The organism is Amycolatopsis sp., from assembly GCF_036008905.1.
GTDB lineage: Bacteria > Actinomycetota > Actinomycetes > Mycobacteriales > Pseudonocardiaceae > Amycolatopsis.
Genome location: NZ_DASYMU010000259.1, coordinates 11,950 through 36,752, shown reverse-complemented (window position 1 = coordinate 36,752; position 24,803 = coordinate 11,950). Strand labels below are relative to the sequence as shown.

The following is a 24,803-nucleotide window of genomic DNA, read 5'->3' as shown; positions in this document are numbered from 1 at the left end:
GTCGACGGCGTCGAGGAGAGCTTGGCGGAGGCCGGGGCGCGCGAGGTCGGCGGCGTCGGCGCCGATGCGGACCAAGCCGCCGCGACGCGCCGCTCGTGCGGCGGCCAGGACGAGCGCGAAGCACCGGATGGTTTCCGAGCGCTGCCCCGAAGTGCCGAACTCCTGCACCCGCGCCCGCCGCACCTCCCCGGTCCGTAGGTCGCGCACCGCGAGAAGGTCCGCGCACAACGAGAAACCGTGGTCCCGCAACGCATCCAGCGTCCCGCGCGAAGCGAGCCAGCGCGGCGGCGCGAACCCGTCCGGCCGCAGACCCGCGTGGTCCATCGCGGCCGTCGCGGCGATCAGCCGCAACCGGGCCTCATGCGCGGGCAGTGACGCGAACTCGGCCTTCTTGCTGAGGCTCACCGCCCGATGACTGGGCGTGATCTGGTGGTCGTATCCGTGCAGCAGCACGGAGTCGCCGCGCTCGACGCGCCCGCGGACCCACGCGGTCACCGCGCGATCGCCGGTGCGCGGCGCGTAGAGGACTGACATCGGGACCTTGCGGCGGTCGAGTTCGGCCGCGAGGTCGGCGCAGCGGTGCAGTGTCCGGGGGCTGAGGCCGGAGAGCGAAACCAGCAGCTGAGCGTCCACGGTCACCATTAGGCCAGCTCAGAGTGACCGCTACCTGGCGGTGAGGTTACCGCTCAAGAGCTTCTCGACGACTTCTTCGATCCGAAGCCGCAGGTCTGGATCTTGCACGAGCCCGTCGGACACCATGTCGCGCTGGATCGGGATCCGGGCGACGGCGTCCTCGACGATCACCGTCCCGGCGTACCGGAGCACGATCCGTAACGAGCTGTGCGCGTCGGAAGCGCCTGTCGGTGACGCCGTCGAGGCGGCGTTGATCCAGGCGACCCGCTTGCGGTCCATCTCACCGCCGCCGACCGTCCAGTCCAGCAGGTTCTTGAACGAGCCCGGCAGCCCGCCCGCGTACTCCGGCGTGCTGAACAGCACCGCGTCGGCCGCACCGACAGCGGCGCGCAGCTCCGCGACGGCCGGATGAAGCGGCTCGCGGTCGTCGTCCGGGTTGAAGTGCGGAAGGTTGCCGAGGCCGTCGTAGAGGACCGACGGGCCGAACATCGCCGCTGTCCGGAGCACTGCCGCGTTGGTCGAGCCGTCCCGCACGCTTCCGCCGATCAGCAGCAGGCTCACGCCGGCCAGTCCGCCAGCGAGCGGCCGGTGATCCGCTCGTACGCGTCGACATAACGCGACCGGGTGGCGGCGACGACGTCTTCCGGCAGCGCGGGCGGCTGGGTGTTGGACGCGCGATCCCAGCCCGAAGCCGGACTGGTGAGCCAGTCACGGACGTACTGCTTGTCGAACGACGGCTGGGAGCGGCCGGGTTCGTAGGAGTCTGCGGGCCAGTAGCGCGAGGAGTCCGGCGTGAGGACCTCATCGCCGAGCACGAGCTTGCCGCCGCCGTCGACACCGAACTCGAACTTGGTGTCGGCGAGCAGAATGCCCTGCTTGGCGGCGTGTTCCGCACCGAGGCGGTAGATCTCCAGCGTGGCATCGCGGACCTCTTGGGCGCGCTCGCGGCCGATCTTGGCGACGACGTCTTCGAAGCCGATGTTCTCGTCGTGGTCACCGAAGTCGGCCTTGCTGGCCGGGGTGAACAGCGGCGTTTCGAACTGTGACGCCTCCGCCAGGCCGGCGGGCAGTGGGATACCGCAGACCTCGCCGGTGCGCTGGTAGTCGGAGAACCCGGAGCCGACCAGGTAACCCCGCGCGACGGCCTCGACCGGCAGCATCTCGAGCCGCCGCACCAGCAGCGCGCGGCCGCGGACCTCGGCGGGGATGCGCGGGTCGTCGTAGGCGACGAGATGGTTCGGCAGGACGTCGGCGAGCAGCTCGAACCAGAACACGCTCATCGCGGTGAGCACGCGGCCCTTGTCCGGGATCGGCGGGTCGAGGATGAAGTCGAAGGCCGAGATGCGGTCCGACGTGACGAGCAGCAGGTGCTCGTCACCGACGGCGTACAGCTCACGCACCTTGCCTACGGCGATCTTCGGGTAATCAGCGAGCGTGGTCACCCCTGAACAATAGAGAGCACGATCAGGGGCGATGCCGATGGCCGGGGATGATGTGAGGTGATGAGCTACGACTGGATCTCCTTCACCACCGACTACGGCCTGGACGACGGGTTCGTGGCGGCCTGCCGTGGCGTTATCGCGCAGCTCGTGCCACGGGTCGGCGTCATCGACGTCACGCACGCGGTGCCGCCGCAGCGGATCCGGCAAGGGGCGGCGGCACTCGCCCAGACCGTGAACTACCTGCCGGAATCGGTCCATCTGGCCGTGGTCGATCCGGGAGTGGGCACCGCCCGGCGGAACGTCGTCGTGGTGGCCGGACGCGGGCTGCTGGTCGGGCCTGACAACGGCCTGCTGCTACCCGCGGCGGAGGAGCTCGGCGGGGTGTTCGACGCGTTCGAACTCGTGAATCCGGAGTTCCGGCTGCCCGCGGTGTCGGCGACCTTCCATGGCCGGGACATCTTCGCGCCCGCGGCCGCGCATCTTGCGCTCGGTGTCCCGCCCGAACAGTTCGGGCCGCCGGTCCACGACCTGGTGCGACTGCCGGAGCCGACGGTCACCGTGCTGCCGGGGAAGCTGGTGTCGGAAGTGCTTACCGTGGACCATTTCGGCAATCTCCAGTTCGCGGCGAAGTTCCGTGATCTCGAGGCCGCGTCGATCAGCGGGAAAGCTACCGTCCACAGTGGACTCGGAGTGTTCGAGGTCGCCCTCGGGCGGACTTTCGCTGACGTGCCAACGGGAACAGCCGTGCTCTACGAGGACTCGGCCGGACAGCTGGCGCTCGCGGTCAACGGCGGTTCGGCCGCGGCGGTGCTCGGTCAGTCCATCCAGGAGTGCACGATCACTTCGTCGCCGACGGCCAGCTGACCCTGTTTCGTGACAGCCGCTTTCATGCCGAAGGCGACACCGCCGTCGTCCGGATCGCGGCGGTAGTCGGCGAGGGTGCGGATCGGCTCCGGGCCGCTGCGCTTGCCGGTTTCCTGGTCGACCAGCGTCACCGAGCAGCGGATGCACGGCTTGGCGTAACCGAGGTCCACCCTGCCGACGGTCATCGCGCGCACGCGGTCTTCGGTATGCGGCTCGACCCAGCCGGACACGATGATGTTGGGCCGGAAACGTTCCATCGGAACAGGTTCTCCGCCACGAGAAGCGATCCGCTCGTTCAAAGTGTCCAAAGAGGACTCAGAGACGACGAGCATCGCGGTGCTGTCGGCGAAGCCCACAGTCCCTTTGGTGACACCAGTGGAAACACGACCGTGATCGGGCGGAACGCCGACGAGCATCGAAGGCGCGCCGAGCACGGCCGAAAACCAGTCGTGCGCCTCTACGCCTTGGTCGACGCCCTTACCCTGCCAAATGGTCGTCGCGACCTCGTGCCGCTGACCATCCGGAACAACGTCGAGCACGATGTCTTCCACGCCCGGTGCGGACAAGGCCATCCGGCCGTCTTCGAGCATGCTCGGCCGGATCGCCGCCATGATCGGGAACTTACGCTGGCTGCGGAAGTTCCCGTCAGGGGCGACAACCATGTAGGCGCGGTCGTGCCGCAACCCGGCAGGTCCCACGTCCGCCACTTCGACGGATGTCCCGCCACACGCCTTGACCGGGTAGTACCCCAGCCACCGCACCCTCGCCATGTCCGCGAGATTACCCGCGGCTAGAGGACTTGGGAGAGGAAACGTTGCAGGCGGGGGCTTCGCGGGGCCTCGGCCATCCCGACGCGCTCACAAGATGGGAGCCGGGGAATAGCGCTTGGCTTCGGGGAAGCGCTCCAGGACGCCCTCGACGCGCTTCACGACCGCGTCGACCTGGCGGGGAGCGACCCCGGTGAACGACAGGCGATCCGCGAACAGCTTGTCCAGCTCGCCGCGGTCCAGCGGAATCCGCTCGTCGGCGGCGAACCTGTCGAGCAGGTCGTTGACGACGAGCCCTTCCCGCATCTCCAGCGCGACGGCGACCGAGTGCTCCTTGATCGCCTCGTGTGCCGCCTCCCGGCCGACGCCGCCGCGCACGGACGCCATGAGCACCTTCGTCGTCGCGAGGAACGGCAGGTAGCGGTCCAGTTCGCGGGCGACCACCGCGGGGAACGCGCCGAACTCGCCGAGCACGGTCAGAAACGTCTCGAGCAGGCCGTCGAGCGCGAAGAACGAGTCCGGCAGCGCGACCCGGCGGACGACGGAATCCGAGACGTCGCCTTCGTTCCACTGGTCCCCGGCGAGCTCGCCGATCATCGACAGGTACCCGCGCAGGATCACCGCGAGCCCGTTGACGCGCTCGCAGGACCGCGTGTTCATCTTGTGCGGCATCGCGGACGAGCCGACCTGGCCCGCCTTGAAGCCCTCGGTGACCAGCTCGTTCCCGGCCATCAGCCGGATCGTCTTGGCCAGGCTCGACGGCGCCGCCGCCAGCTGGACCACCGCGGACAGCACGTCGAAGTCCAGCGAGCGCGGGTAAACCTGGCCGACACTGGTGAAGACGTGGTCGAAGCCGAGGTGCGCGGCGACACTCGCTTCCAGCTTGTCCAAAGTGGACTCGTCGCCCAGCAGGTCGAGCATGTCCTGTGCGGTCCCGACCGGACCCTTGATACCCCGCAGCGGGTACCGGTCGATGAGGTTGTCCAGCCGGTCGAACGCCACCAGCAGCTCGTCGGCGGCGGTCGCGAAGCGCTTGCCCAACGTCGTCGCCTGCGCGGCCACGTTGTGCGACCGGCCGGCCATCACCAGGTCGGTGTGCTCCAGCGCGAGCGACGCGAGCTTGGTCAGCACCGCGGCGACCCGGCCGCGCATGAGCTCCAGCGAACGCCGGATCTGCAGCTGCTCGACGTTCTCGGTGAGGTCGCGAGACGTCATGCCCTTGTGGATGTGCTCGTGGCCGGCGAGGGCGTTGAACTCCTCGATCCGGGCCTTCACGTCGTGCCGCGTGACCCGCTCGCGCTTAGCAATGGAAGCGAGGTCAATACTTTTTGGGTCGGCCAGCACCCGCTCGTAGTCCTCGACGACACCGTCCGGCACGTCGACACCGAGCGACTTCTGTGCGCGGAGCACGGCGAGCCACAGCTCCCGCTCGAGGCGCACCTTGTGTTCGGGTGACCACAGTTCCACCAGCTCAGGGGTGGCGTAGCGGCTGGCGAGTACGTTCGGAATGCGGGGCTTGTCCACGGCCCAAGGTTAACCGGCGAGTGTCCTCTCAGCTCAGGGCGGCCAGCAACATCCTGGTCGCGGCGGCCCGCGGCTCGGGATCGACGGCGATCAGCGCGTTGACCACGGCACCGTCGACCAGCGCGATCAGGCGTTCCAGCTCGGTCGGATCGACCGGAGTTCCGGAGCGGGCGAAGATCTCCGTGAGCAGTTCGTTGAGCTGCGCGGACAGCGTGCGCATCAACGGGCGGAGGTACGGACGGCGTCCCGTGGCGACCAGCCGCTCGTACCGCAGCAGCACGGCCTCGGCGTCGGCCTCACGATCCTCGCGCGCCGGGCCGAGCAGCATGTCGAGCACCAGGTCGACCTGGGCCTGCGCGCCCCGGCTCCGGGTGGCCAGCTCGTCGAGCCGGCGCCTGCCGTCGGCGAGCTCGGAATGCGAGTGATGCTCGACGGCGGCCGTGACCAGTTCTTCGAGCGAGTCGAAGTAGTACGTCGTCGACGCCAGTGGGAGCTCGGCCCGCTCGGCGACGGCACGGTGCCGAACGGCGTCGAAGCCGCCCTCGGCGAGGAGCGCGGCGGCCGCCTCCACGAGCGCGGCACGCCGCCGCTCACCCTTGGGCGTGCTCGCTGCAGCTGTCATGCCGGTTTATCTTGCCAGGCCTGCGTCGTCAGAACTGTGTTGGTCAGAACTGTGTTGCCACTGTCCTGGCGATCCTGTCGACGTCGTCGGCGAAGGGCGGCACCGTCGAGCCGCCGTCCGGGGTGCTCAGCAGCCAGATCGTGCCGCCACTGACCGCGGGCTGCTCGGCGATCTTCGTGCCGGGCGGCTGCTCGGCGAGCGTCAACGCCATCCCGGGCGGTGCCAGCGTGATCGACACAAAACCACCGGCGACCGGGAACCCGGCCGACCGCGAGCCCGTCGGACACAAGTGGCTCGGCGAAGCGCCGTCCACGGACACGGTGACCGGGAGCTCGCCAGCGAGGGCTGTGGCGAGCTCCCGGTCCACCTTGTCGCACCCGGAGGCGCTTTCGGCCCGAGGGCCGTCCTTCCCCGTCTCGTCTCCCCCCTGCATGGGGGACTGAGGAGGGAAGCCTTGTTTGTCCCCCGCGTTCGGGGGACGTTCCGGAGTACCCAGTGGTTGCCCAGCCGCACCCGATTGGGCGGAAACCCGGGCATCACCAGCGGACGACGCCGCTGTCGGTACCGGCACCTTCAAGTTGGCCACCACCGCGAAAGCACCGAACCCGCCGAGCGCGACGACCAGGCAACTGCAGGTCACGGCTATCGCCGAGCGGCGCCGAGCCTGAGCCCGCTTCGACGCGGCGACCACCTGGGTCGCGGTGAAGGTCGCGGGAGGCGGATCGCCGGGGGCAGCGGCGAACAAAGTCTCGAGTTCACTGTCATCCATGTGCGTCCACCTCCTTGTCTCCCAGCACTTCCCGCAGTTTCGCCAGCCCGCGCGCGGTCTGGCTCTTCACGTTTCCCTCACTGCAGCCCAGCGTTTTCGCCGCGCCGCCGACGTCCATCCCCTCGAAGTACCGCAGGACCAGTACCGCCCGCTGGCGTGGCGGGACCAGTCGCAACGCCTCGATCAGGTCCTGTCTGTCGCTGACCTGCTCGGCTATCCCCGGGCCGTCCTGCGGCGGCTCGGGGAGCTCGTCGGTATGCCGCTCGCGGCGCCATGGCCGTCGCGACTCGTCGATCGACGCGCGCACCAGCGTCTTGCGCAGGTACGCGTCCGTCGCCCCGGGGTCCCGGATCTTCTTCCACCTCCGATGCAGCGCCACGAAAGCCGTTTGGGCTAGATCGTCCGCTTTGTGCCAATCGCCGCAGAGCATGTACGCCGTTCGACGCGCGGAGTCCCGCTTGGCAGCGAAGTACTCCGCGAAGTCCTGCTCGTCGCGCTGGTCCACGCGGTCGGCTCTCCACTCTTTCGCGTTCGATGGGGTAGACGGAACGGAGGGCACCCACGGTTGCACGCCCCGGCGAATCATTCCACCCGGCGCCAACGGCGGCCCAGACCGTTTGCAAGGCGAAGTATTTATGTGATGTGCTTTGAGCGTGACTTTTACCGCCGAGAAGATCGACTTCCGCTCCGACACCGTCACCCGGCCGGACGAAACGATGCGGCGCGCGATGGCTGTCGCCAAGGTCGCCGACAACGTCATCGACGTCGACCCGACCATGCGCGCCCTCGAAGAGAGAGCCGCGAAACTCCTCGGCATGCCCGCGGCGCTGTGGACGCCCAGCGGCACCATGGCGAACCTGATCGCGCTGAGCATCCACCTGCAACGCGGTGACCGGTTCCTCGCCCCGCGCGGCGCCCACGTGCTCACCAACGAACTCGGCTCCGCGGCCTGGCTCGCCGGCGGCATGCCCGACCCGCTCGAGCACGACGCCGGGCCCGGCAGGCCCACCCCGGAGACGCTCGACTCGGCCATCGGCGCGGCAGGCGGCCCGTACTACACGCTGCGAACCACGCTGCTGTGCCTGGAAAACACGCACAATGCCGCCGGCGGCGCGGTGACCCCGCCGCATGAACACGCGCGGCTCCTCGCCACCGCGAAACAGGCCGGACTGAAGGTGCACCTCGACGGCGCCCGGATCTGGCACGCGGCCGTCGCGCTCGGTGTCCCGCCCGCCGCGCTGACCGTCGGCGTCGACTCCGTTTCGGCCTGCTTCAGCAAGGGACTCGGCGCGCCCGTCGGCTCCGTCGTCGCAGGTAGCGAAGCTTTTGTCGAGCAGGCAAGGCGAATGCGCCAGATGCTCGGCGGCGGCGTCCGGCAGGGCGGTGTGCTCGCCGCGGCGTGCCTGGTCGGGCTCGACCGGATCGACGACCTCGAAAACACCCATGAAGACGCGCGGCGGATGGCGACCGGGCTCCACGAACTCGGCTGGGACGTCACCACCCCGCAGACGAACATCGTGCTCGCCGGGGTGCCGGACGTGGCCGCGACACTGAGCGCGCTGGCGTCGCTCGGCATCCAGGCGCTGCCGATGTCCGGCAAGGTCCGATTCGTGATGCACCGCGATCTGGCGTCCACCGCCGTCGAAGAATCGTTGCGGCGCATCAAAAACGGGAGCGCCGCGTGAAGTGGATCGTGTTCGACTACGGCGAGGTCATCAGCACGCGGACGCAGGCGATCCCCGCGCTCGCAGAGACTATGGGCGTCGAGACTTCGGTATTCGAGTCGCATTATTGGGCGCACCGTGACCCGTACGATCGCGGGATTTCCGATTTCAAGTACTGGAAGTCGATCGCCGATGCCGCCGGAGTTTCCCTCGATCAGTCCACTTCGGACAGACTCACGTCGATGGACATCGAAGGCTGGCTGAACACCGACCCGGGAACTGTCGAGATGCTTGGAGCGCTGGAGGAAGCCGGTGCCGCACTGGCCCTGCTTTCCAACGCGCCCTCGTCGTTCGCGCGGGTCGCCGAACGCCAAGACTGGGCAAAGCACTTCCGTGTCACCGTTTTCTCCGGCGACCTCGGCTACGCGAAGCCGGACCCGGAGATCTTCGCGACCCTGGTGGCGAAACTCGGCGCCACTGAGCCATCCACAAGCGCGGCCGACTGCCTGTTCCTGGACGACAGGCAGGTCAACGTCGACGGCGCGCTGGCCGCCGGACTGCGCAGCCAGCGCTGGCTCGGCGCCGAGCAGACCCCGCTCGGCGAACTCTGAGCGGGGCCGTCAAGGCTTAGTTGCGGATGCGCTTCGGGTCGCTCTTCCCTTTGATGGCACCGTACGCGGCCGTGCCCAGGAACAGCACGCCACCGATGACGGCCAGCCAGAACAGGCCCTTGATGACGAAACCGAGCACGGTGAACGCCAGCCAAATGACGATCAGTGCGCCGACGATCTTCCAGAACATGACACCCTCCGGTTCGTTCCGAGCCCCTGTGGCCCCGCTTCTTACAGCCTCCCACGGGTGAGCGCGAAACTCTTGTGTTCCGCTCAACGTTCAGGGTTAGTTCGGGGTTCCCCCTGATGGGAGCCACTCACCTAGTCTGCGGACGCCTTCTTCCAGGTCGGCGGCGGCTCCGGCGAACGAGATCCGGGCGAATTTCCCACCGTCCACCGGGTCGAAGTCGATCCCCGGCGCGATGGCCACCCCGGTGTCGGCGAGCAGGCGCTGGCACCAGCTGAGACTGTCGTTGGTGTACGCGGAGACGTCGATGTAGGCGTAGAACGCGCCGTCGATCGGGGCGATCCTGTCCAGGCCGATGCGCTTGAGGCCGTCGACCAGCAGGTCCCGGTTCGAGTGGTAATGCGCGACATGCCCGTCGAGCTCGGCGTACGACTCCGACTCGAACGCGGCGACGGCGGCGTACTGCGCGATCGCCGGCGGGCAGATGGCGAAGTTGCCGCTGAGCACCTCGACCGCCCGGTGCAGGCGCCGCGGCACCAGCATCCAGCCGAGCCGCCAGCCCGTCATCGCGAAATACTTGGAGAAACTCCCCAGCACCAGCGACTCACGGCCGCTCTGCCACGAACTCCCGACCGAGCCTTCGTACACGATGCCGTGATAGATCTCGTCGCTGATCAGCTGCACCCCGCGCGACGAGCACCAGCCGTCGATCGCGGCCAGCTCACCGGCCGGGAGCACGGTGCCCGTCGGGTTGCTGGGACTGGCGACAATCAGCCCTTTAATCGGCCCGAGCTCGTCGAGCAACGCCGTCGTCGGCTGGAACCGGGTGCGCTCGTCCGTGGCGAACTCGACAACCTCGCAACCCAGCGCCGTCAGCAGGTTCCGGTACGCGGGATAACCCGGGCGGGCCATCGCGACCCGGTCCCCCGCCTCGAACGCCGACAGGAACGACAACAGGAACCCGCCGGACGACCCCGTCGTGACGACGACGTCCTCCGGACTGACGTCCAGCGCGTACCGCCTGCCGTAATGCCCCGCGATGGCCTCCCGCAACTCCGGAATGCCCAGCTGAACGGTGTACCCGAGGTTCTGCTCCCGCAACGCCCGATGCGCCGCCTCCCGCACCGGCCCCGGCGCCCCCGCCGTCGGCTGCCCCGCGGCGAGCACCACCACGTCACCATGACTGCGCTCCCGCGCCTGTGCCGCGGCGAGCACCTCCATCACGTGAAACGGCGCGACGTCGGCCCTCGCCGCGGGCCCGGGAAAAACAGCGGTGTCGACCATGCCCGCCAGGCTAGGCGAGCAAGTGCACCCCACGCGCACCCGAGTGCGATCTGTGCACACCCGCGCGCGATCTGTGTACGCGTGAGTGCAGTCTGTGCACGCCTACCGGAACTCGCGGACTACCTCGATCAGCCCGACCAGATGAGCGTTGAACTCGGCCAGCTCCTCCGCGGGAACCCACAACTCCAGGATCGTCTGCCCGCCCGCCTGCTGGACCGGGTAGCGACGCAGGAACTCCGACTCGACGCGGAACCTGGTCACGTACCCGACCCCACTCTGCGGAACATTCCAGTCGCGGGCGATCTTGACGGCGTAGTCCTCGTTCAGCACCGGATAGAAGATCGGCTGGTCGGGCAACCGTGGCGGCCATGCTCGCCAGCCCGACTCGCGTACGAGATCGAGCTCTTCCGGACCGGTCGGCCGCCACAGCACCGTCGTCTCCACGCTCCGGCCGCCCGTCACGACTCACCCCGTCCCTCCGATCGCCTGGACGCGATCATCGAGGACGGACGCTACTGACCCGGGACGGACCGACGCGACCGGATTTAGCCGTACACAGATCACCATCACGGGTGCACAGACTGCGTTCGAGCGTGCATAACCTGCGCTTACCCGGTTTCGGCGAGACCGGCCAGTGCTTGCGGCAAGGGGCCCTGGTGCAGGACGCCGAGGCGTTGGGTGGCGCGGGTGAGGGCGACGTAGAGCTCGGCCGCGCCGCGGGGTCCGTCGGCGAGGATCCGTTCCGGGTCCACGATCAGGACGGCGTCGAACTCCAGGCCCTTCGTCTCCGACGCCGGAACCGTGCCCGGCACGCCCGGTGGCCCGATCACGACGCTGGTGCCTTCGCGACCGGCTTCGTCCCGCACGAATTCCTCAATGGCAGCGGGGAGTTCGTCGTCGGAGACGCGTCTGGACCATGGCTGGACACCGCACGCGCGGACCGACTCCGGTGGCTGGACGCCGGGGGCGAACTCGGCGAGCAGCGCGGCGGCGACGGCCATGATCTCCGCCGGCGTGCGGTAGTTCACCGACAGCGACCGGTAAACCCAACGGCCGGGCACGTACGGCTCCAGCATCGTGTCCCACGACGTCGCCCCGGCCACCGACCGGCGTTGGGCGAGATCGCCGACCACCGTGAAGGATCGGCCCGGACAGCGCCGCATTAGCACTCGCCAGTCCATTTCGGACAGTTCCTGTGCCTCGTCGACCACGACGTGCCGGTAGGTCCAGTCCCGGTCCGCGGCGGCGCGTTCGACAAGTTCGCGGGTGTCGAGCTCTTCGAAACGGTCCGCCAGATCCTCGGCGTAGAGCAGGTTCTCGGCGGCCAGCATGATGTCCTCGTCCATCTCCTCGCGGTCCAGTTTGAGGATGTCCAACGCACCGGCGGCGTACTCGGCCTCGGCCCGCTGTTCCTGCTCGACAGCCTGCTTGGCGGCCCTCTCGGCTGCTAAGTCACGGCCCAGCAGGTCGACCAGTTCGTCGAGCAGCGGCACGTCCGACACCGTCCAGGCGTCGCCGACGGGGCGCGACAACACCTGGTCCGCACCGGCAGCCCGTAGCCGTTCGGCCGACATGTACAGCGGCGCCAACAGGGTTTCCGGCGTGAGGATCGGCCAGAGGTCGTCGAGTGCGGCGGTGAACTTCTCGTTGTCCGCCAGCTCTTTGAGCAGGTCCGCCCGCATCTCCTCCCAAGCCTCACGATCGTCCCGGGTCAGCCAGCCCTTGCCGATCCGGCCGATCGCCCGTTCGGTGAGCACGTACGTGACGATCTCGGTGAACACCCCGCGGGCCTCATTGTGCGGCAACCCGCTCTTGCGCGCCTCCTGGATGGCCCACTCCGCGGTCTCGGCGTCGATCCGGACTGTGACGTCCGCCAGTTCGATCGGCAGCGGGTTCTCGGGCAGCCGCTGCCGATCGGCGATCGCCGCCGCGAGCACGTCCAGCATCTTCAGCGAACCCTTGTGCCGCATGGCTTCCGGCGTGTCCTCGGCAGTGATGTGCAGGCCGGGCACGAGATCGCCGGTGGTCATGAACACGACGTCGGACTCGCCCAGCGACGGCAGCACGCGGCCGATGTGGTTCAGGAACGCCGGGTTGGGCCCGACCACGAGCACGCCGTGCCGTTCCATCCGCTCCCGCTGGGTGTAAAGCAAATACGCGACGCGATGCAGCGCCACCACGGTCTTTCCAGTCCCAGGACCGCCCTCGATCACCAAAACGCCCGGGTGGTCGAGCCGGATGATCCGGTCCTGCTCGGCCTGGATCGTCGCCACGATGTCGCGCATGCCCTCACCGCGCGGCGCGTTGACCGCCGCGAGCAGGGCGGCGTCCCCCACGTCGGCCCCACCGTCGCGACCGAGCACCTCGTCGGTGAAATCGACCACCTGACGCCCGAGGGTGTGGAACTGGCGGCGCCGGCGCATGTTCTCCGGCGTCGCCGCGGTGGCGATGTAGAACGCACGCGCCGCCGGCGCCCGCCAATCCAGCAACACCGGTTCGTATTCGTTCTTCTCGTCGAAAAGACCGATCCGGCCGATGTACGAACGTTCCCCCGAAAGCGTGTCTAACCGGCCGAAACACAATCCGCTGTCCGCGACGTCCAGCCGCTTGGCCTCTTTGGCCGACGCGCGCACCTGGACGTCCCGTTCCATGGGTGTCCCGCCGGTCCCCCTCAACGCCGCCGTGTACTCGCCCTTCACCCGATCGCGCTCGGCGTCGAGCCGCGTGTAGAGCCCGGCCACGTAGCTCCGCTCGGACCGCAATTCCTCGTCGTACCCCTCAGCTGACACATGCCCCTCACAGCGTTTTGAATCAAAATTGGTTACGCGCTCAGTTCGCAGCAGTGCCGAACCACTTCGGCAGATGGCTGAGCAGATCCTGCTGGTCTTCACCGACCCACGCCACATGGCCGTCCGGCCGCAGCAGCACGGCGGGCACGTCCAGTTCTTCGCTGACGTCGACGACGTGGTCCACCCGATCCGCCCAGCCCGCCACCGAAAGCCGGCCGGTCTGGTCGAGCAGCAACCCCCGGCCCGCGTGCATCAGCGCGTAGAGGCGCCCCTGCTTCAAGTCGATGTCACGCATCCGCTTGCCGAGCAGCTCGTGCCCCTCGCCGAAGTCGTAGCGGATCCTGATCGCGATGAGCATCTCGATCAGGTACTTGTTCACCTCCTCGAAGTCCATCAGTTCCGACATCAGCCGGCGTACCGCCTGCGGACCGGGCTCGGGGGACATCAGCTCCGCCTGCGCGCGGGTGTTGTTCAGCACGGCGGCGGCCACCGGATGCCGTTCCGCGTGGTAGCTGTCCAGCAGGTCCGCCGGCGCCCAGCCGTTGACCTCGGCGGCCAGTTTCCAACCGAGGTTGAACGCGTCCTGGATGCCGAGGTTGAGGCCCTGTCCGCCCATCGGCGGATGGATGTGCGCCGCGTCGCCTGCCAGGAGCACCCTGTCGACGTGGTAGCGCTCGGCTTGCCGGGTGGCGTCGCCGAAACGGGAGAGCCAGCGCGGTGAGTGCACACCGAAGTCGGTACCGGCTGTTGCCTGCAGCTGCCGTTTGAAATCCTCAAGGGTCGGCGGGACCGTGCGGTCTTCGGCCACCCCGTCGGCGGGCACGACGACGCGGTGGAACCCGTCCCCGACAGGCCCTAAGCCGAACCGCTTCTGGGTCTTGCGGACTTCGGCCATCACGGAGTTCACCGTCTCCGCCGACGCTGTCACCGCCATCTCGCCCAGCAGCGTCTCGACCTTGGCGGGCTCGCCGGGAAAGCCGACGCCGAGCAGCTTGCGCACCGTGCTGCGGCCGCCGTCGCAGCCGACGAGGTAGCGCGAGCGCAGTTCCGTACCGTCCGCGAGCTCCGAAGTCACCCCGCGGTCGTCCTGGCTCAGTCCGACCAGTTCACCGCGGCGCCGGATCTCGACACCGAGCTCGATAGCGTGCGCGGTCAGCAGGCGGGCGACGATGGGCTGCGGAATGCCGAGAACGAACGGATACGTGGTGTCCAGCCCCTCCGGCGACGGCTTTTGGATGCCGGCGAAGAAACCTCCGACCGGGTACTGCTTGCCGAGCTCGAGGAACGGCTCCACCAGGCCACGCTGGTCCATCACCTCGACACTGCGCGCGTGCAGGCCGAGCGCGCGGACAACCGAGGTCGGCTCCGCGTCCTTCTCCAGCACGAGCACGTCCACGCCGTGCAGCCGCAACTCGGTGGCCAGCATCACGCCGGTCGGTCCGCCACCGGCAATGATCACGTCGAACATGAAATCCCCCTGTAGCAACAAAAACGAGCTGTGAGTACTACCCGCGCGGTTCACGCGGACAGTGGTGACCTCGCGTCGAGCAGCAGCTTGGCGGCCACGGTCGTCCCGTCGGTGCGGATCGTGGCGGCCACGGCCGTCGCTCGTGCGCGCGTCTCGTCGGTCAGGGCCGACTTGAGCGCGGCCGACAGGGACTCGAAGGTCGGCGTCGGACCGTCGTGCGCCACGCCGATCCCCAGGTCGGCCACCCGACCGGCCCAGTACGGCTGATCGGTCGCCTGGGGAACCACCACCTGCGGCGCGCCGGACCGGGTGGCGGTCATCGTGGTGCCCGAGCCGCCGTGGTGCACGACGGCGGCCACCCGGCCGAACAAGGCCTGGTGGTTGACCTCTCCGACGACGAAGCAGTCGTCCCGATCGTCGATCAGGGCCAGCTCCGCCCAGCCGTGCAGGACGACCACGCGGCGGCCCTGCGCACGGACCGCCTCGATGGCCACCTCGGCGACGTCCGCCGAGGCGTGCATGGGCATGCTGCCGAAGCCCACGTACACCGGCGGCGTACCCGCGTCCAGGAACGCCTCGAGGTCGGCCGGGAGCGGGCGTTCGTCCGGCACGATCCACGCGCCGGTCTGCACGACGTCGAGATCCGGCGTCGCCGGCCACGGGTCCAGGATCGGGTCCGTCGCCAGCCACGGCCGGTCGCCGAGGACGTAACCGCGGACGTCGTCCACCGGGAGCAGGCCGTTCGCCACCCGGTTCTTGTTGAGCGCTTCGCCGAACAGCGCGTTGACGTTCTCGGCGTCCAGTTTCCACAGCACCCGGTTGTCGGTCACCTCCGGCGGCAACGGCCGGCCCGGATACGCCAGCGGCGCGTGATGCGGCGAAGGCAGGGTGAGCTGCTGGAACGTCACGGACACCGACCGGATACCCAATTTCTCGGCCACTGACAACGCGCCGGCGGCGGTCGGCAACATGCCGGTCGCCACCAGCACGTCACAGCCCTCGGCCGCCGCGGTGACCGCGTCGAACTGGCTGGTGATCAACCGGGCCGCACGCTCGGGCAGGGAAGACGGCGGTGGCGCCGCGACCGTCAGCTCACTCGCCGACGGCCCGACCGGCACCATCGGCACGCCGACCCCGGCCAGCCGCTCCGCGAAGTCCGGCGGCGCGCACACCCGCACCTCCGCACCGAGCTCCCGCAACCGCACCGCGAGCCCCACCACTGGTTCGACGTCCCCACGTGACCCATACGTCGACAACAACACACGCACTCGGTTACTCCCATTTCCGCAGGTTCCAGGCTTGGACCGGTGATTCTGCGGCACAACGGGGGGCTTGTGGCAAGCCCCCCAGTGCGCTATAAGTTAGAAGTGGAAGGGAGTGGTTACTCCTCCTGCCGCCGTCGCGGACCTGTCGCCGCCGTCCCTAACTTGAAGTCGTGAGCCCCAAATATGGCGTAACGCGTCGTTCAGGGCATCTCGGGTCGAGTCTCGCTGGATAGGCGTACACAAAATGCGACCGCGTGTGCAGGGATTGCGCTTACGCGGTCGCAGATTGCACTTGGGCTATCGAGATCAGTAGCCCTGGTAACCGCCGCCACCGGCCATGGCCTTCAGGCCGGGGTGCCCGGCGAAGCCGCCGTAGCGGTCGAAGGTGTAGCGGACACCGGCGATGATGCTGTCGACAGGGTTGTAGATGTCGTCGTGACCGGGGAGCTTGTGCGCGTTAAAAGTGGAATCGATGCATTGCATTAAGCCCTTTGAAGGGTGCCCCGCGGCGGCGTTGGAATTCCCGGTCAGGAAGACGTGGTCGTTTTCCCTGGCGGTCCAGGTGCCCAATTCTGTGGTCACGCACCAGACATCGGCGCGACCGACGTCTTCCTTCGACAGGAAGGCGCCGGTGACGACCGGGGAGTTCGAGCGGATAGCGGCTTCGGGGCTCCACGTGTCACGTGGTGTCGAGCGCTCGATGTCCACCCGTGGCCGTGAACCCGCCAGATAGACGGCGAGGGTGATGGCCTCCAGCACCGCGCCAGGTGCTTGGTAGATGATCACCTGCGGCTTGGTGTAGCCCGGCCGCATCGAGCGCGTGCCTTCCGCGTCGGTGATCGCCTCCAGCCAGGCGGCTCGCTGCATGGTCGACATCGCGAGCACCTGTGTCACGGCGTCCGACTTGGGATGCCCTGCCCTGGCAAGGAGATCCTGGGCGTAGTCGTAGTCCAGCCGGAACTGGTGGCGAGGGCCGCACCCACCGCGGTCGTCGACGTAGTCCGCGTGCGGGATGCCCTCGAGCAGCTCGCGGATCTTCTCGACCATCTCGGGCTTGGACTGCGCGATCGAAACGGTCGGCCGGTGCCGCCGGTTCTCCACGTGGCCGTCACCGGCGATCCAGCCGAGGATGGCCGCTTCCCGCACGGTGATGTCGATGCCCGAGGCGGTTTTCGCGGGCGCGGTCACCATGAGCCGATCACGACTGCGGACGTTTTGCGTCGTGACGAACACGGGTTCCGTCGAATAGGTGTTCTGCTGCTTCGGCGGCACGACACCGTGCATCTTGCGACGGTGTACCGCGACCCCGTTCTCCGGCTGTGAAGCCGCTTTTGGCTTCCAATCACATTCAGGGCAGGTCACCGGCAGGCCTGTTCGCCGCACACTGGCGCGCGGCAGGGTGAGCCAGCGGTGATTCGGCGTGGTGGTGGCGTGCCAGCGCGAATTGCCCATGCGGACCAGCGGCGCGTCTTCGTGATGCACCACTCGCGAGATACGCGTCCACTCGGAGGAACCGTCGGCCTGGTTGTAGCCGATCGTCTCATCGCCGACGCGAACCTCGTTATGCTTCAACCAGCCGCGGCGGGTGAGAATCGTGGTTTCGACCGGCACGCAGTCCCAGTTGTTGATCGCGTTGGGGTTGCCGCCGGATTCCTTTTCGATAATCGTCCAGATCTTGCTGATATCCGCGTCGGTGACGGGTACGCCGGCGGCCTGCAGGATCTTGATGGCCTCTTGGATCCACTGCTGCACGTTGCCGGGCGGGGTGGTCGACGGCGGGCCGCCGCTCGGGCCGAGGCCGCCGCCTCCACCACCGCCTCCGCCGCCCCCACCGCCACCGGAGGACATGCCGCCGTTGGAGTGGACGCCGCCGGTGCGCTGGGGCAGGGTGCCGTCCTTGCCCGGCAGGGGCACGGTCGAATAGCCGCCCTCGACCTGGGTTTTCATCAGTTCTTGGGACTTCTTGATCAGGTCGTCGGCCTGCCTGAGCAGGCCTTCGATATCCGTCTTCGCCTGCGAGGCGACCTTCTCATCAGCGGCCTTGGCCGCCGAGATGATCTCCGCGGAGGACGGCGAGGGCGCCGGTTTGTCGTCTTTGGCGGCTTGCGCGGCCTGAGCGTCGGCGTTGTCGGCCGCGGCGGTCGCCTTGGTGTTGTTGTCGGTGATCGTCTTTTCGGCGGCGCTGACGGCCGTCTGGATCTTGCCCTTGATGTCGGCGAGCTGTCCCTGGAGGACACCGAGATCGGTGCTTACGTCCTGCAGGTGTTTCTGGACCTTGTCGCCCGCGTCGGTGATCTGCTTGACGTAGGCGAAAAACGCGTCCGCGGCGGGTCCACTCCAGACACCGCCCTGCAGCGCGTCGGTCGACTGCTTGAGGGAGGCGCCGTGGTCTCCGGCGTTGGTCGCGGCTTCGTGAAACTGGTCCGCGGCTTTCTGGATGGCGGCCGGATTGACCTTTTCGACCTGTTTGGACTGTTCCAGCACCGCGGGCCAGGACGGCGGCTGGCCTACCCGATCCCCGCTCACGGCTTCGGCCGATCCTGGTGCAGGGTCACGTTGTCCTTCGCGATCTGATCGGCTTCCTCGATCAGGCCTGCGGCCTTGCGCAGCACGAAACTCGTCGCCTCCATCAGTTTCCCGCCCGCGTCGAACTCGTTGTGCACACCTTCCTTGAAGGTCCCGACGGCACTGTGGACGTCACCGGAACCGCCCATCGAACCGAACGGGCTGTCCTTCTCGTCGTCGACGCCGGTCACCTTGCCCTTGGACTTTTCGAACTCGTCCTTGAGCCGCTCGACCTGGCCGGCGGCGATCCCCATCGAGTGCGCGTCGTACACGGGCACGGCTTTTCATCCCCTTCGCACCAAAACTTTGTGTCGCCTGGTCAGACGTCGTCGTGACCGAGACGGTTCCCGCGCCACTCTAAGACTTCCGCGGCGAGCAGGGGTGCGGTTCGCTGCAACTATCACCCGACCTGGCTTAATCCCACACCGTCACCCACCACCAACGGAGCTTCGCGCCAATTTAAACCTCGTCGAGCATTTCCCAGACGCGCTGCGCGAGGAGCTGGTTGTCGGCGGGGGTGACGGTGGCCCAGTCCCGGCCGTCGGTGTTGCGGCCGAGCTGGAAGAGGTAGCGCCCGGCGTCGGTGTCGTAGAACGCGATGACCCTGTCGGCTCGCCGCATCAGGCCGTCGCGGCCGACCCGTTCGACGCCGAACTGCCCGCGGGCTTCCTGGCCGAGCAGCATGCCGGCGAGTTCCTGTGCCTGCCATAGCGGCACACCGCGGTCTTCGAGCGCGGTGACCATGGCCTTGGCGTCGCCCTGGGCTTCGGCGTCGGCTTCGCGCAGGATCTGGTGCGGCAGGCTGATCGACTGCCCGACGCCGGCCTCGAGGTCACCGGCGACCGACACCGCGGCCTCGGCGAGCAGCGTGTCCCTGGCCGGGATCAGCCACACCTCGCCGTTGTCGACGACCCCGAGCAGCGCTTGGCTGCCGACGCTCACCGCGAGGCCCTTGATCTCGCGGTCGGTCCAGACCCAGACGTCGATGGTGACCTTGGCGTGCGCGAACAGGTTGAGCATGTCGACCAGCTCGCCCGACGCCTTGCGCCCCCTGGCCAGCCCGCGCAGCCGCAGTGATTCCCACGCCTGCTCGATCAGGTCGGCGCGTTCGGTGTGGGTCATCCCGGGGCTCGGCACTTCGAGCGCGGAGTGCCGCGGTGGAAGCCGCTCGGCTTCCCAGAGCATGTCGAATTCCAAGGCAGACAGGACAATGCTGCCGTTCGGCGATCCCATCGGCACTGTTGCCGTACCCCTCAGCGTGTTTCGTCGGCGCCGTCGTCGCCGATCAGGTCCGGCGAAACCAGTCGCCCGTCGGCGAACAGATCCTTGTCGTCGACACCGTACCGCCGCACGTGCGAGGCGTCTTCCTCGTCGTGAGGATTCTGGGGCGCGGCGGTTTCCATGAAGCTCGCGTTGCCCTTTTCCTTGCGGGGGCTGAGTTTCTCGGAGTTCCGCATGGCCGCGGCCTCTTCTTCGGGCAGCTCGCCCATCGGCAGCTGGCCGAGTGGTTTGCCGCTGCCGACCGCGCCTCGGCCAAAGCCCCGGCCCTGACGGTCACGCTCGCCGCTGGTGGCGCCACCGACCGCACCGGCGCCCAGCGCAGCCGCTCCGGCGCCGAGATCTCCCGCGGACATACCGGGTTTCGGCAGTGGCGGGAACGGGCGGCCGACTTCGGCGGCCGCGATGGGGGTCTGCGGCCCGGCGCCGACCAGCTTGCCCTTGCCGAGCGCCTGGTCACCGCCACCACCGGTGATGCCTGCCGCGCCGCCGGGGAAGCCGCGTGATCCCTCGGCGCCGCTTCCTCCGCCAGGACCACCAGGACCGCCGGAACCACCAGGGCCGCCGCCGAAACGGCCAGCGGGGTTCTCCGAGCCGGACGCCTGGCCGCCGAGCACGCTGCCGACCGACGGGCCGGAGACACCGGGCATTCCCGGCAGCGGCGGTGTTCCCGGAGTTCCTGGCGCACCAGGGATTCCGGGCGTTCCCGGAGTTCCCGGCGGGAAGGGACGGCCGGGTTCTTGGTGCGAAGGAGGCCGTGGCGCGACACCGCCGGCGCCACCTGGTGCGTGGGGCGCCGATCCCGACGGAGTGGTCGACTCCGAAGGCGGCGGAGGTGGCGGCGCGGAGGTTCCGCCGCTGCTGCGCGAAGGCGCCTGGATGCCCATGGCCGGTGTCGGCGCGTCGTGCTGCGGGACGGCGACATGCGGCTTCGACGCGGGTTGTGAAACGGGTCCGGTTTCCTTGCAGTCGGCCGCCGCGGCCCGGGTGTCGCCGGGAGTTTCGCCCTTGCCGCCGCCTGGGGTGAGGTCGACCGCGGAGCCGGCGAGCTGGAGCGCGCTGGGCCCACCGGCTTCGGCCGAGTCGAGCATCAAACCCTGCGGCTCGGCCATCGATTCGACCGACGATAGGTTCTCGCCGCTTTGCGTGGCGTACGCGTTGAGCGCTTCGACGGCCTGGGCGCGCGCGTTCTTCGCCGCGACGACGTCACGGACGTGGTCGGTCTCGAAACCGATGAGACTCAACGCTTTGTCGCCGAGAGTGAGCCCGCCGGCGCCCTTCCGGACGGTGGCCGCGTCGGGCAGTTTGTAGAGCGTGCGGTTGAAGGCCTCACCTTGGGCGAAGATCATTTCCGCGGAGTGCTCGACCTTGTCCATGGCGTCACGGGAAAACCCGGCCTGTTCGGTGAACACCTGCCCGGCCTGGCCACCGGCCTGGCTCTGCCACTCGACACCCATCTTGGACAGCTCACGCCGCAGCGTCACGTCGGTCTCGGCGAGCGCGCCGGAAACCGAGCGCAGCGCCTCGACCGCGGTGCCGATGCTGCCGATGCCGTCACCGCTTTTGAACTTCTCGATCTCGGTCGCGATACCGGTGTCGGTGTAGCCGTCGAACCGGTGGTTGCGGATCTTCTCCACCATCGCCGAAACGTCCACGAGCGCCACCAATCCCTTTTATCCGTGTGCTTTCAACGTCTGCAGTGCCAGATTCGCGGCCTGTGTGGACAGGTCGCAGAGCTGCTGCTGGTTGAAAGCTCCTTGTGTCACCGGAAACGCCTGCACCACGATGGTCTGCCCTGCGGCGACGCCGACCAAGGTCTGGCAGTCGCTCGGATCGCTGCTCTTGCGGAAGTTCTTCAACGCCGGGAATCCGCCGACGCCGGCGGGTTCCGTGGTCATGCTGTTCTTGCGGCGGTCGCCGGTGAGCCAGGCGTCGAGATCGGCTTTCGTGACGGCCGTGATGCCGTAGGAGTAGTACGGCCTGGTCAGGTCGACGTCGAACGAGCAGCTCGGCCCGTCGGCGGATTCCCTGGCCTGCCTGGGTTTGCTGTTCACCTTGAGCTGGTCGAGCTGTTCGGGGGTCAGCAGGGTGCACGGGTCGATGCCGGTCAGCTTGAGCTCGCTCGGACGTTGCGGCAGTCCGGCGGCCTTCGCGCTCTGCGACGCGGACGATTCGGCTGTCGGCACCACGTACGCCTGCCCTTCGTCTGTCGACGTGCAGCTCGTCAGTACGGCCGTCGCCAGCATTCCGCCGGCAACGTATTTAAGCCGGATGGACACCACGGTCCCCGAATGTCGCCGCTTTGTCCGCGTCACTGACCGTGTAGCGCTCCGCGGCCGTGCGCAGCTGCTCGACGAGCGTGCGCAGGCCTTCGATGTAGTCACGCACGCGTTTGGCGTACGACTGATCGCCGTCGGCGATCAGTTCGTTCCAGGAGTCGACGCTGGCCGTGCTGATCGTGTCCGAGGACGGCGTGTCGATGTGGAGCTCGCCGAGCCGGAGCCGCAGCTTGTCCTGCAGGGCGTTGACCTGCTCTTCGACGACCCTGGCGACGTCGAGCAGCTTCGACGGGTCGACCTTGATGTCGGCCACCCCGGGTGCGGCCGGCACCGTCGACGTGAGCTGGGCTTGGGCGGTTGTTGCCATCTGCGCGCACCCCTCCTACGGACGGTAGTCATTCGAAGGCTACCAACCCGCGTGTCACAACGACTTGAGTTTGACCGATCTACTTGGCGACCGGGGTGGCTATCTCCCCGCGCGCGGCGCGCTGGGCGATGTCGGTCCGGTGGTGCGAGCCTGCCAGGTGGACCTTCTCGACGCGGGCATACGCCTGTTTGCGGGCCGCTTTGAGAGTGTCGCCGACGCCGACGACCGAGAGCACGCGGCCGCCGGAGGAGACGATCGCGCCGTCGTCGCGGCGGCGGGTGCCGGCGTGGAGCACGCCTTCGGCCTCGCCACCGGCGATGACGTCACCCGTGTGGGGCTTGCCGGGGTAGCCGTCGGCCGCGATGACCACGGTGACCGCGGAGCCCTGGTCCCATTCGAGCGGCGGGTGCTTGGCGAGCGTGCCGGTGGCCGTCGCGTACAGGAGCCCGGCGAGCGGGGTGCGCAGGAGCGCGAGGACGACCTGGGTTTCCGGGTCGCCGAAGCGGCAGTTGAACTCGATGACCTGCGGGCCGTCGGCGGTGAGGATGAGGCCGGCGTAGAGCAGGCCGGAGAACGAGGAGTCGCGGGCGACGAGCTCGTCGACGACCGGCTGGATGACCTTCGCGACGACCTCTTTGACGAAGCCCTTGGGCGTCCACGGCAGCGGCGCGTAGGCGCCCATACCACCGGTGTTCGGGCCCGCGTCGCCGTCGCCGACGCGTTTGAAGTCCTGCGCGGGCAGCAGCGGGACGACGGTGTGACCGTCGACGAAGCAGAAGAGGGAGGCCTCGGGGCCGTCCAGGAAGGTCTCGAGCAGCACCGGGTGGCCGCCGTCGAGCAGCATCAGGGCGTGCTTGCGGGCGACGTCGAAGTCAGTGGTGACGACCACGCCCTTACCGGCGGCGAGGCCGTCGTCCTTCACGACCCAGGTGGGGCCGAAGCGGGCGAGGGCGGCGTCGAGGTGCGCGGGGTTGTCGACGACCTCGGCGTGCGCGGTGGGGACGTTGGCCTTGGCCATGACGTCCTTCGCGAACGCCTTGGAGCCTTCGATCCGGGCGGCGGCGGCCGACGGGCCGAAGCAGGCGATGTTCGCGGCGCGCACGGCGTCGGCGACCCCCGCGACCAGCGGGACCTCCGGCCCGACCACCACGAGGTCGGCCTTCCAGCCGACAGCCAGCTTCGTCACCGAGTCGGGGTCGACCGCGTCGACGCCGAGCTGCTCGGACACCGCGGCGGTTCCCGCGTTTCCGGGCGCGCAAGCGAGCGCGGTGACCGCGGGATCCTCGGCGGCGGCAAGGACCAGGGCATGCTCACGGGCGCCGGACCCGATTACCAGTACGCGCACTCGAAAGAGCCTAGTAGCCGCGTCGCACAGCCTCTCCGTTGAGGGTCGTGGCCCCCACCCACCCCGGGGAATATGTCGACACATTCCCCGGACGGGGGGTTAGCCAAGGGCTTGGCGGGCGCCGGGGTGCAGGGGGACGGGGTCGGTTTGGGTAGCCGTCGCCTTTTCGATCTGCTTCGCGGACGGGTGGACCTTTTCGAGATCGGCGCGCTTGTCGAAGAGCATCTTGGTGATCGCGCAGGCGTTGCCGACCGGGAAGTCCTCGCGCACCAGCAGCACGTTCGGCACCTCGATGGTCGGGATGTCCGACGGCTGGCCGTAGGTCGCGGCCGGGATGGTGCCCGCGGTGTAGACCGGATTGACCTGCTTGAGCGAGTCGAGCTGCGGGGTGATGTCGAGGAACTTCACCTGGCCTTTGAGCGAGGTGGTGATGTCGGTGATCTGCGCCGTCGGGAGCCCGCCGGACCACACGAGCCCGTCGATGCTGCCCGTCTTCATGCCGTCGGACGTCTTGGCGAGGTCGAGCCGCTGCGCCTGGATGTCGGTCTCCGGGTTCAGGCCGGCCGCCTGGAGCAGCCTGTTCGCGATGACCTCGGTGCCGGACTTCGGCGAGCCGGTGGAGATCCGCTTGCCGCGCATGTCGGCGATGCTGTTGATGCCCGAGCCGTTGCGCACCAGGACCTGCGTGGAGTTCGGGTAGATCCGGGCCAGTGCCTGGACCTTCTGCGGTTTGCCTTCGAAGGCGCCTCTGCCGTTGACGGCGTCGGCGGCCGAGTCGGCCAGCGAGAACGCGATGTCGTAGTCCTTGTTGACCAGTTGCTGGATGTTCTGCACCGAGGCGCCGGTCTCGGCCGCGGTCGCCTTCAGCTTGCTGTTGTTGCTGATCAGCTGGGCGAGCCCACCGCCGAGCACGTAGTAGACGCCGCCGCTGTTGCCGGTGGCGATGGTGATCCGGCCGTCGGACGCCTCACAGGCGGCCTGGTCTCCCCCGGCAGGCGCCGGATCCGCGGTCTGCTTCCCCCCGCACCCCGTGGCCGCGACGAGTATCGCCGCGGCCACGAGCAAAGCCTTCGCACGCAT

The 24,803-nt window shown here is 68.5% G+C and carries 24 protein-coding genes and 2 pseudogenes; 3 read left to right on the top strand and 23 right to left on the bottom strand.

Translation table 11 applies throughout. The features are described from left to right. The 3 genes from VGP60_RS41615 to VGP60_RS41605 form a co-directional block, all read right to left on the bottom strand. A partial coding sequence (locus tag VGP60_RS41615; protein ID WP_327553751.1) for a DUF2334 domain-containing protein occupies window positions 1–642 on the bottom strand: 642 nt, incomplete at its 3' end. Between the two features lie 21 nt (window positions 643–663). Beyond that, window positions 664–1,194 (bottom strand): NADPH-dependent FMN reductase, encoded by a 531-nt coding sequence (locus tag VGP60_RS41610; RefSeq protein WP_327553750.1) that lies wholly within the window; start codon window positions 1,192–1,194, stop codon window positions 664–666. Further along, window positions 1,191–2,075, bottom strand: a complete 885-nt coding sequence (locus VGP60_RS41605) for a phosphoribosylaminoimidazolesuccinocarboxamide synthase (RefSeq protein ID WP_327553749.1) — start codon at window positions 2,073–2,075, stop codon at window positions 1,191–1,193. Before VGP60_RS41605 ends, VGP60_RS41610 begins: the two co-directional genes overlap by 4 nt. Before the next feature lie 60 nt (window positions 2,076–2,135). Here VGP60_RS41605 and VGP60_RS41600 point away from each other — a divergent pair, with 60 nt between their 5' ends. Further along, window positions 2,136–2,939: an SAM-dependent chlorinase/fluorinase gene (locus VGP60_RS41600; RefSeq protein ID WP_327553748.1), complete on the top strand. Its 804-nt coding sequence runs from the start codon at window positions 2,136–2,138 to the stop codon at window positions 2,937–2,939. Here VGP60_RS41600 and VGP60_RS41595 read toward each other — a convergent pair. From VGP60_RS41595 to VGP60_RS41575, 5 genes are all read right to left on the bottom strand, one after another. Then, window positions 2,891–3,709, bottom strand: a complete 819-nt coding sequence (locus tag VGP60_RS41595; RefSeq protein ID WP_327553747.1) for an MOSC domain-containing protein — start codon at window positions 3,707–3,709, stop codon at window positions 2,891–2,893. The two genes, VGP60_RS41600 and VGP60_RS41595, sit on opposite strands and share 49 nt — an antisense overlap. An 87-nt stretch (window positions 3,710–3,796) precedes the next feature. Continuing rightward, window positions 3,797–5,230 carry an adenylosuccinate lyase gene (gene purB / locus VGP60_RS41590; protein WP_327553746.1) on the bottom strand — a complete coding sequence of 478 codons (1,434 nt, stop codon included), beginning with the start codon at window positions 5,228–5,230 and terminating at the stop codon, window positions 3,797–3,799. Between the two features lie 28 nt (window positions 5,231–5,258). Then, window positions 5,259–5,852, bottom strand: coding sequence for a TetR/AcrR family transcriptional regulator (locus VGP60_RS41585; protein WP_327553745.1), 594 nt, complete (start codon window positions 5,850–5,852; stop codon window positions 5,259–5,261). Window positions 5,853–5,895: 43 nt separating this feature from the next. Continuing rightward, window positions 5,896–6,621 (bottom strand): hypothetical protein, encoded by a 726-nt coding sequence (locus VGP60_RS41580; RefSeq protein ID WP_327553744.1) that lies wholly within the window; start codon window positions 6,619–6,621, stop codon window positions 5,896–5,898. Further along, entirely contained in the window at window positions 6,614–7,126 is a 513-nt protein-coding gene (locus tag VGP60_RS41575) for a SigE family RNA polymerase sigma factor (protein ID WP_327553743.1), read from the bottom strand. Before VGP60_RS41575 ends, VGP60_RS41580 begins: the two co-directional genes overlap by 8 nt. 148 nt (window positions 7,127–7,274) lie before the next feature. Between VGP60_RS41575 and VGP60_RS41570 the strand changes: the two genes are divergently transcribed. Together VGP60_RS41570 and VGP60_RS41565 are read left to right on the top strand one after the other, a co-directional pair. Beyond that, window positions 7,275–8,306, top strand: coding sequence for a GntG family PLP-dependent aldolase (locus tag VGP60_RS41570; protein ID WP_327553742.1), 1,032 nt, complete (start codon window positions 7,275–7,277; stop codon window positions 8,304–8,306). Continuing rightward, window positions 8,303–8,896 carry an HAD-IA family hydrolase gene (locus VGP60_RS41565; RefSeq protein WP_327553741.1) on the top strand — a complete coding sequence of 198 codons (594 nt, stop codon included), beginning with the start codon at window positions 8,303–8,305 and terminating at the stop codon, window positions 8,894–8,896. The genes VGP60_RS41570 and VGP60_RS41565 overlap by 4 nt, the downstream gene beginning before the upstream one ends. A gap of 16 nt (window positions 8,897–8,912) precedes the next feature. On the opposite strand, the gene VGP60_RS41560 is transcribed toward VGP60_RS41565, so the two are convergent. The 15 genes and pseudogenes from VGP60_RS41560 to VGP60_RS41490 form a co-directional block, all read right to left on the bottom strand. Then, window positions 8,913–9,086 carry a hypothetical protein gene (locus tag VGP60_RS41560; RefSeq protein ID WP_327553740.1) on the bottom strand — a complete coding sequence of 58 codons (174 nt, stop codon included), beginning with the start codon at window positions 9,084–9,086 and terminating at the stop codon, window positions 8,913–8,915. 96 nt (window positions 9,087–9,182) lie between these two features. Further along, window positions 9,183–10,367 carry a pyridoxal phosphate-dependent aminotransferase gene (locus VGP60_RS41555; RefSeq protein ID WP_327553739.1) on the bottom strand — a complete coding sequence of 395 codons (1,185 nt, stop codon included), beginning with the start codon at window positions 10,365–10,367 and terminating at the stop codon, window positions 9,183–9,185. 102 nt (window positions 10,368–10,469) lie between these two features. Next, window positions 10,470–10,829 carry a hypothetical protein gene (locus VGP60_RS41550; RefSeq protein ID WP_327553738.1) on the bottom strand — a complete coding sequence of 120 codons (360 nt, stop codon included), beginning with the start codon at window positions 10,827–10,829 and terminating at the stop codon, window positions 10,470–10,472. Between the two features lie 146 nt (window positions 10,830–10,975). Beyond that, on the bottom strand, window positions 10,976–13,156 hold the full coding sequence (gene helR / locus VGP60_RS41545) for an RNA polymerase recycling motor ATPase HelR (protein WP_327553737.1): 2,181 nt from the start codon (window positions 13,154–13,156) through the stop codon (window positions 10,976–10,978). Between the two features lie 40 nt (window positions 13,157–13,196). After that, window positions 13,197–14,624 (bottom strand): rifampin monooxygenase, encoded by a 1,428-nt coding sequence (gene rox, locus VGP60_RS41540; RefSeq protein ID WP_327553736.1) that lies wholly within the window; start codon window positions 14,622–14,624, stop codon window positions 13,197–13,199. Window positions 14,625–14,674: 50 nt separating this feature from the next. Continuing rightward, complete coding sequence (locus VGP60_RS41535) at window positions 14,675–15,892, bottom strand: glycosyltransferase (protein ID WP_327553735.1); 1,218 nt, start codon at window positions 15,890–15,892, stop codon at window positions 14,675–14,677. A gap of 303 nt (window positions 15,893–16,195) precedes the next feature. Then, window positions 16,196–16,411, bottom strand: a pseudogene (locus VGP60_RS41530) (transglycosylase SLT domain-containing protein); the annotation flags it as partial. Window positions 16,412–16,918: 507 nt separating this feature from the next. Further along, window positions 16,919–18,373 (bottom strand): annotated as a pseudogene (locus VGP60_RS41525) (WXG100 family type VII secretion target); the annotation flags it as partial. 38 nt (window positions 18,374–18,411) lie between these two features. Beyond that, window positions 18,412–18,732, bottom strand: coding sequence for a hypothetical protein (locus VGP60_RS41520; RefSeq protein ID WP_327553734.1), 321 nt, complete (start codon window positions 18,730–18,732; stop codon window positions 18,412–18,414). Window positions 18,733–18,913: 181 nt separating this feature from the next. Beyond that, a complete protein-coding gene (locus VGP60_RS41515) occupies window positions 18,914–19,687 on the bottom strand; it encodes an ESX secretion-associated protein EspG (RefSeq protein WP_327553733.1) in 774 nt (257 codons plus the stop codon). Between the two features lie 20 nt (window positions 19,688–19,707). Further along, window positions 19,708–21,396 carry a hypothetical protein gene (locus tag VGP60_RS41510; protein ID WP_327553732.1) on the bottom strand — a complete coding sequence of 563 codons (1,689 nt, stop codon included), beginning with the start codon at window positions 21,394–21,396 and terminating at the stop codon, window positions 19,708–19,710. 9 nt (window positions 21,397–21,405) lie between these two features. Next, on the bottom strand, window positions 21,406–22,011 hold the full coding sequence (locus tag VGP60_RS41505; protein ID WP_327553731.1) for a DUF3558 domain-containing protein: 606 nt from the start codon (window positions 22,009–22,011) through the stop codon (window positions 21,406–21,408). Continuing rightward, on the bottom strand, window positions 21,995–22,378 hold the full coding sequence (locus VGP60_RS41500; protein ID WP_327553730.1) for a hypothetical protein: 384 nt from the start codon (window positions 22,376–22,378) through the stop codon (window positions 21,995–21,997). The genes VGP60_RS41505 and VGP60_RS41500 overlap by 17 nt, the downstream gene beginning before the upstream one ends. Before the next feature lie 79 nt (window positions 22,379–22,457). Beyond that, window positions 22,458–23,723 carry a phosphoribosylamine--glycine ligase gene (purD, locus tag VGP60_RS41495; protein WP_327553729.1) on the bottom strand — a complete coding sequence of 422 codons (1,266 nt, stop codon included), beginning with the start codon at window positions 23,721–23,723 and terminating at the stop codon, window positions 22,458–22,460. Window positions 23,724–23,822: 99 nt separating this feature from the next. Beyond that, window positions 23,823–24,803, bottom strand: coding sequence for a TAXI family TRAP transporter solute-binding subunit (locus VGP60_RS41490; protein ID WP_327553728.1), 981 nt, complete (start codon window positions 24,801–24,803; stop codon window positions 23,823–23,825).

What these genes read in the sequence shown, in the direction of transcription:
- VGP60_RS41600 (WP_327553748.1), top strand. Translation starts at nt 2,136, where the DNA reads ATGAGCTACGACTGGATCTCCTTCACCACCGACTACGGCCTGGACGAC.
- VGP60_RS41595 (WP_327553747.1), bottom strand. Translation starts at nt 3,709, where the DNA reads ATGGCGAGGGTGCGGTGGCTGGGGTACTACCCGGTCAAGGCGTGTGGC.
- VGP60_RS41585 (WP_327553745.1), bottom strand. Translation starts at nt 5,852, where the DNA reads ATGACAGCTGCAGCGAGCACGCCCAAGGGTGAGCGGCGGCGTGCCGCG.
- VGP60_RS41580 (WP_327553744.1), bottom strand. Translation starts at nt 6,621, where the DNA reads ATGGATGACAGTGAACTCGAGACTTTGTTCGCCGCTGCCCCCGGCGAT.
- VGP60_RS41560 (WP_327553740.1), bottom strand. Translation starts at nt 9,086, where the DNA reads ATGTTCTGGAAGATCGTCGGCGCACTGATCGTCATTTGGCTGGCGTTC.
- VGP60_RS41555 (WP_327553739.1), bottom strand. Translation starts at nt 10,367, where the DNA reads ATGGTCGACACCGCTGTTTTTCCCGGGCCCGCGGCGAGGGCCGACGTC.
- rox (WP_327553736.1), bottom strand. Translation starts at nt 14,624, where the DNA reads ATGTTCGACGTGATCATTGCCGGTGGCGGACCGACCGGCGTGATGCTG.
- VGP60_RS41515 (WP_327553733.1), bottom strand. Translation starts at nt 19,687, where the DNA reads ATGGGATCGCCGAACGGCAGCATTGTCCTGTCTGCCTTGGAATTCGAC.
- VGP60_RS41500 (WP_327553730.1), bottom strand. Translation starts at nt 22,378, where the DNA reads ATGGCAACAACCGCCCAAGCCCAGCTCACGTCGACGGTGCCGGCCGCA.
- VGP60_RS41490 (WP_327553728.1), bottom strand. Translation starts at nt 24,803, where the DNA reads ATGCGTGCGAAGGCTTTGCTCGTGGCCGCGGCGATACTCGTCGCGGCC.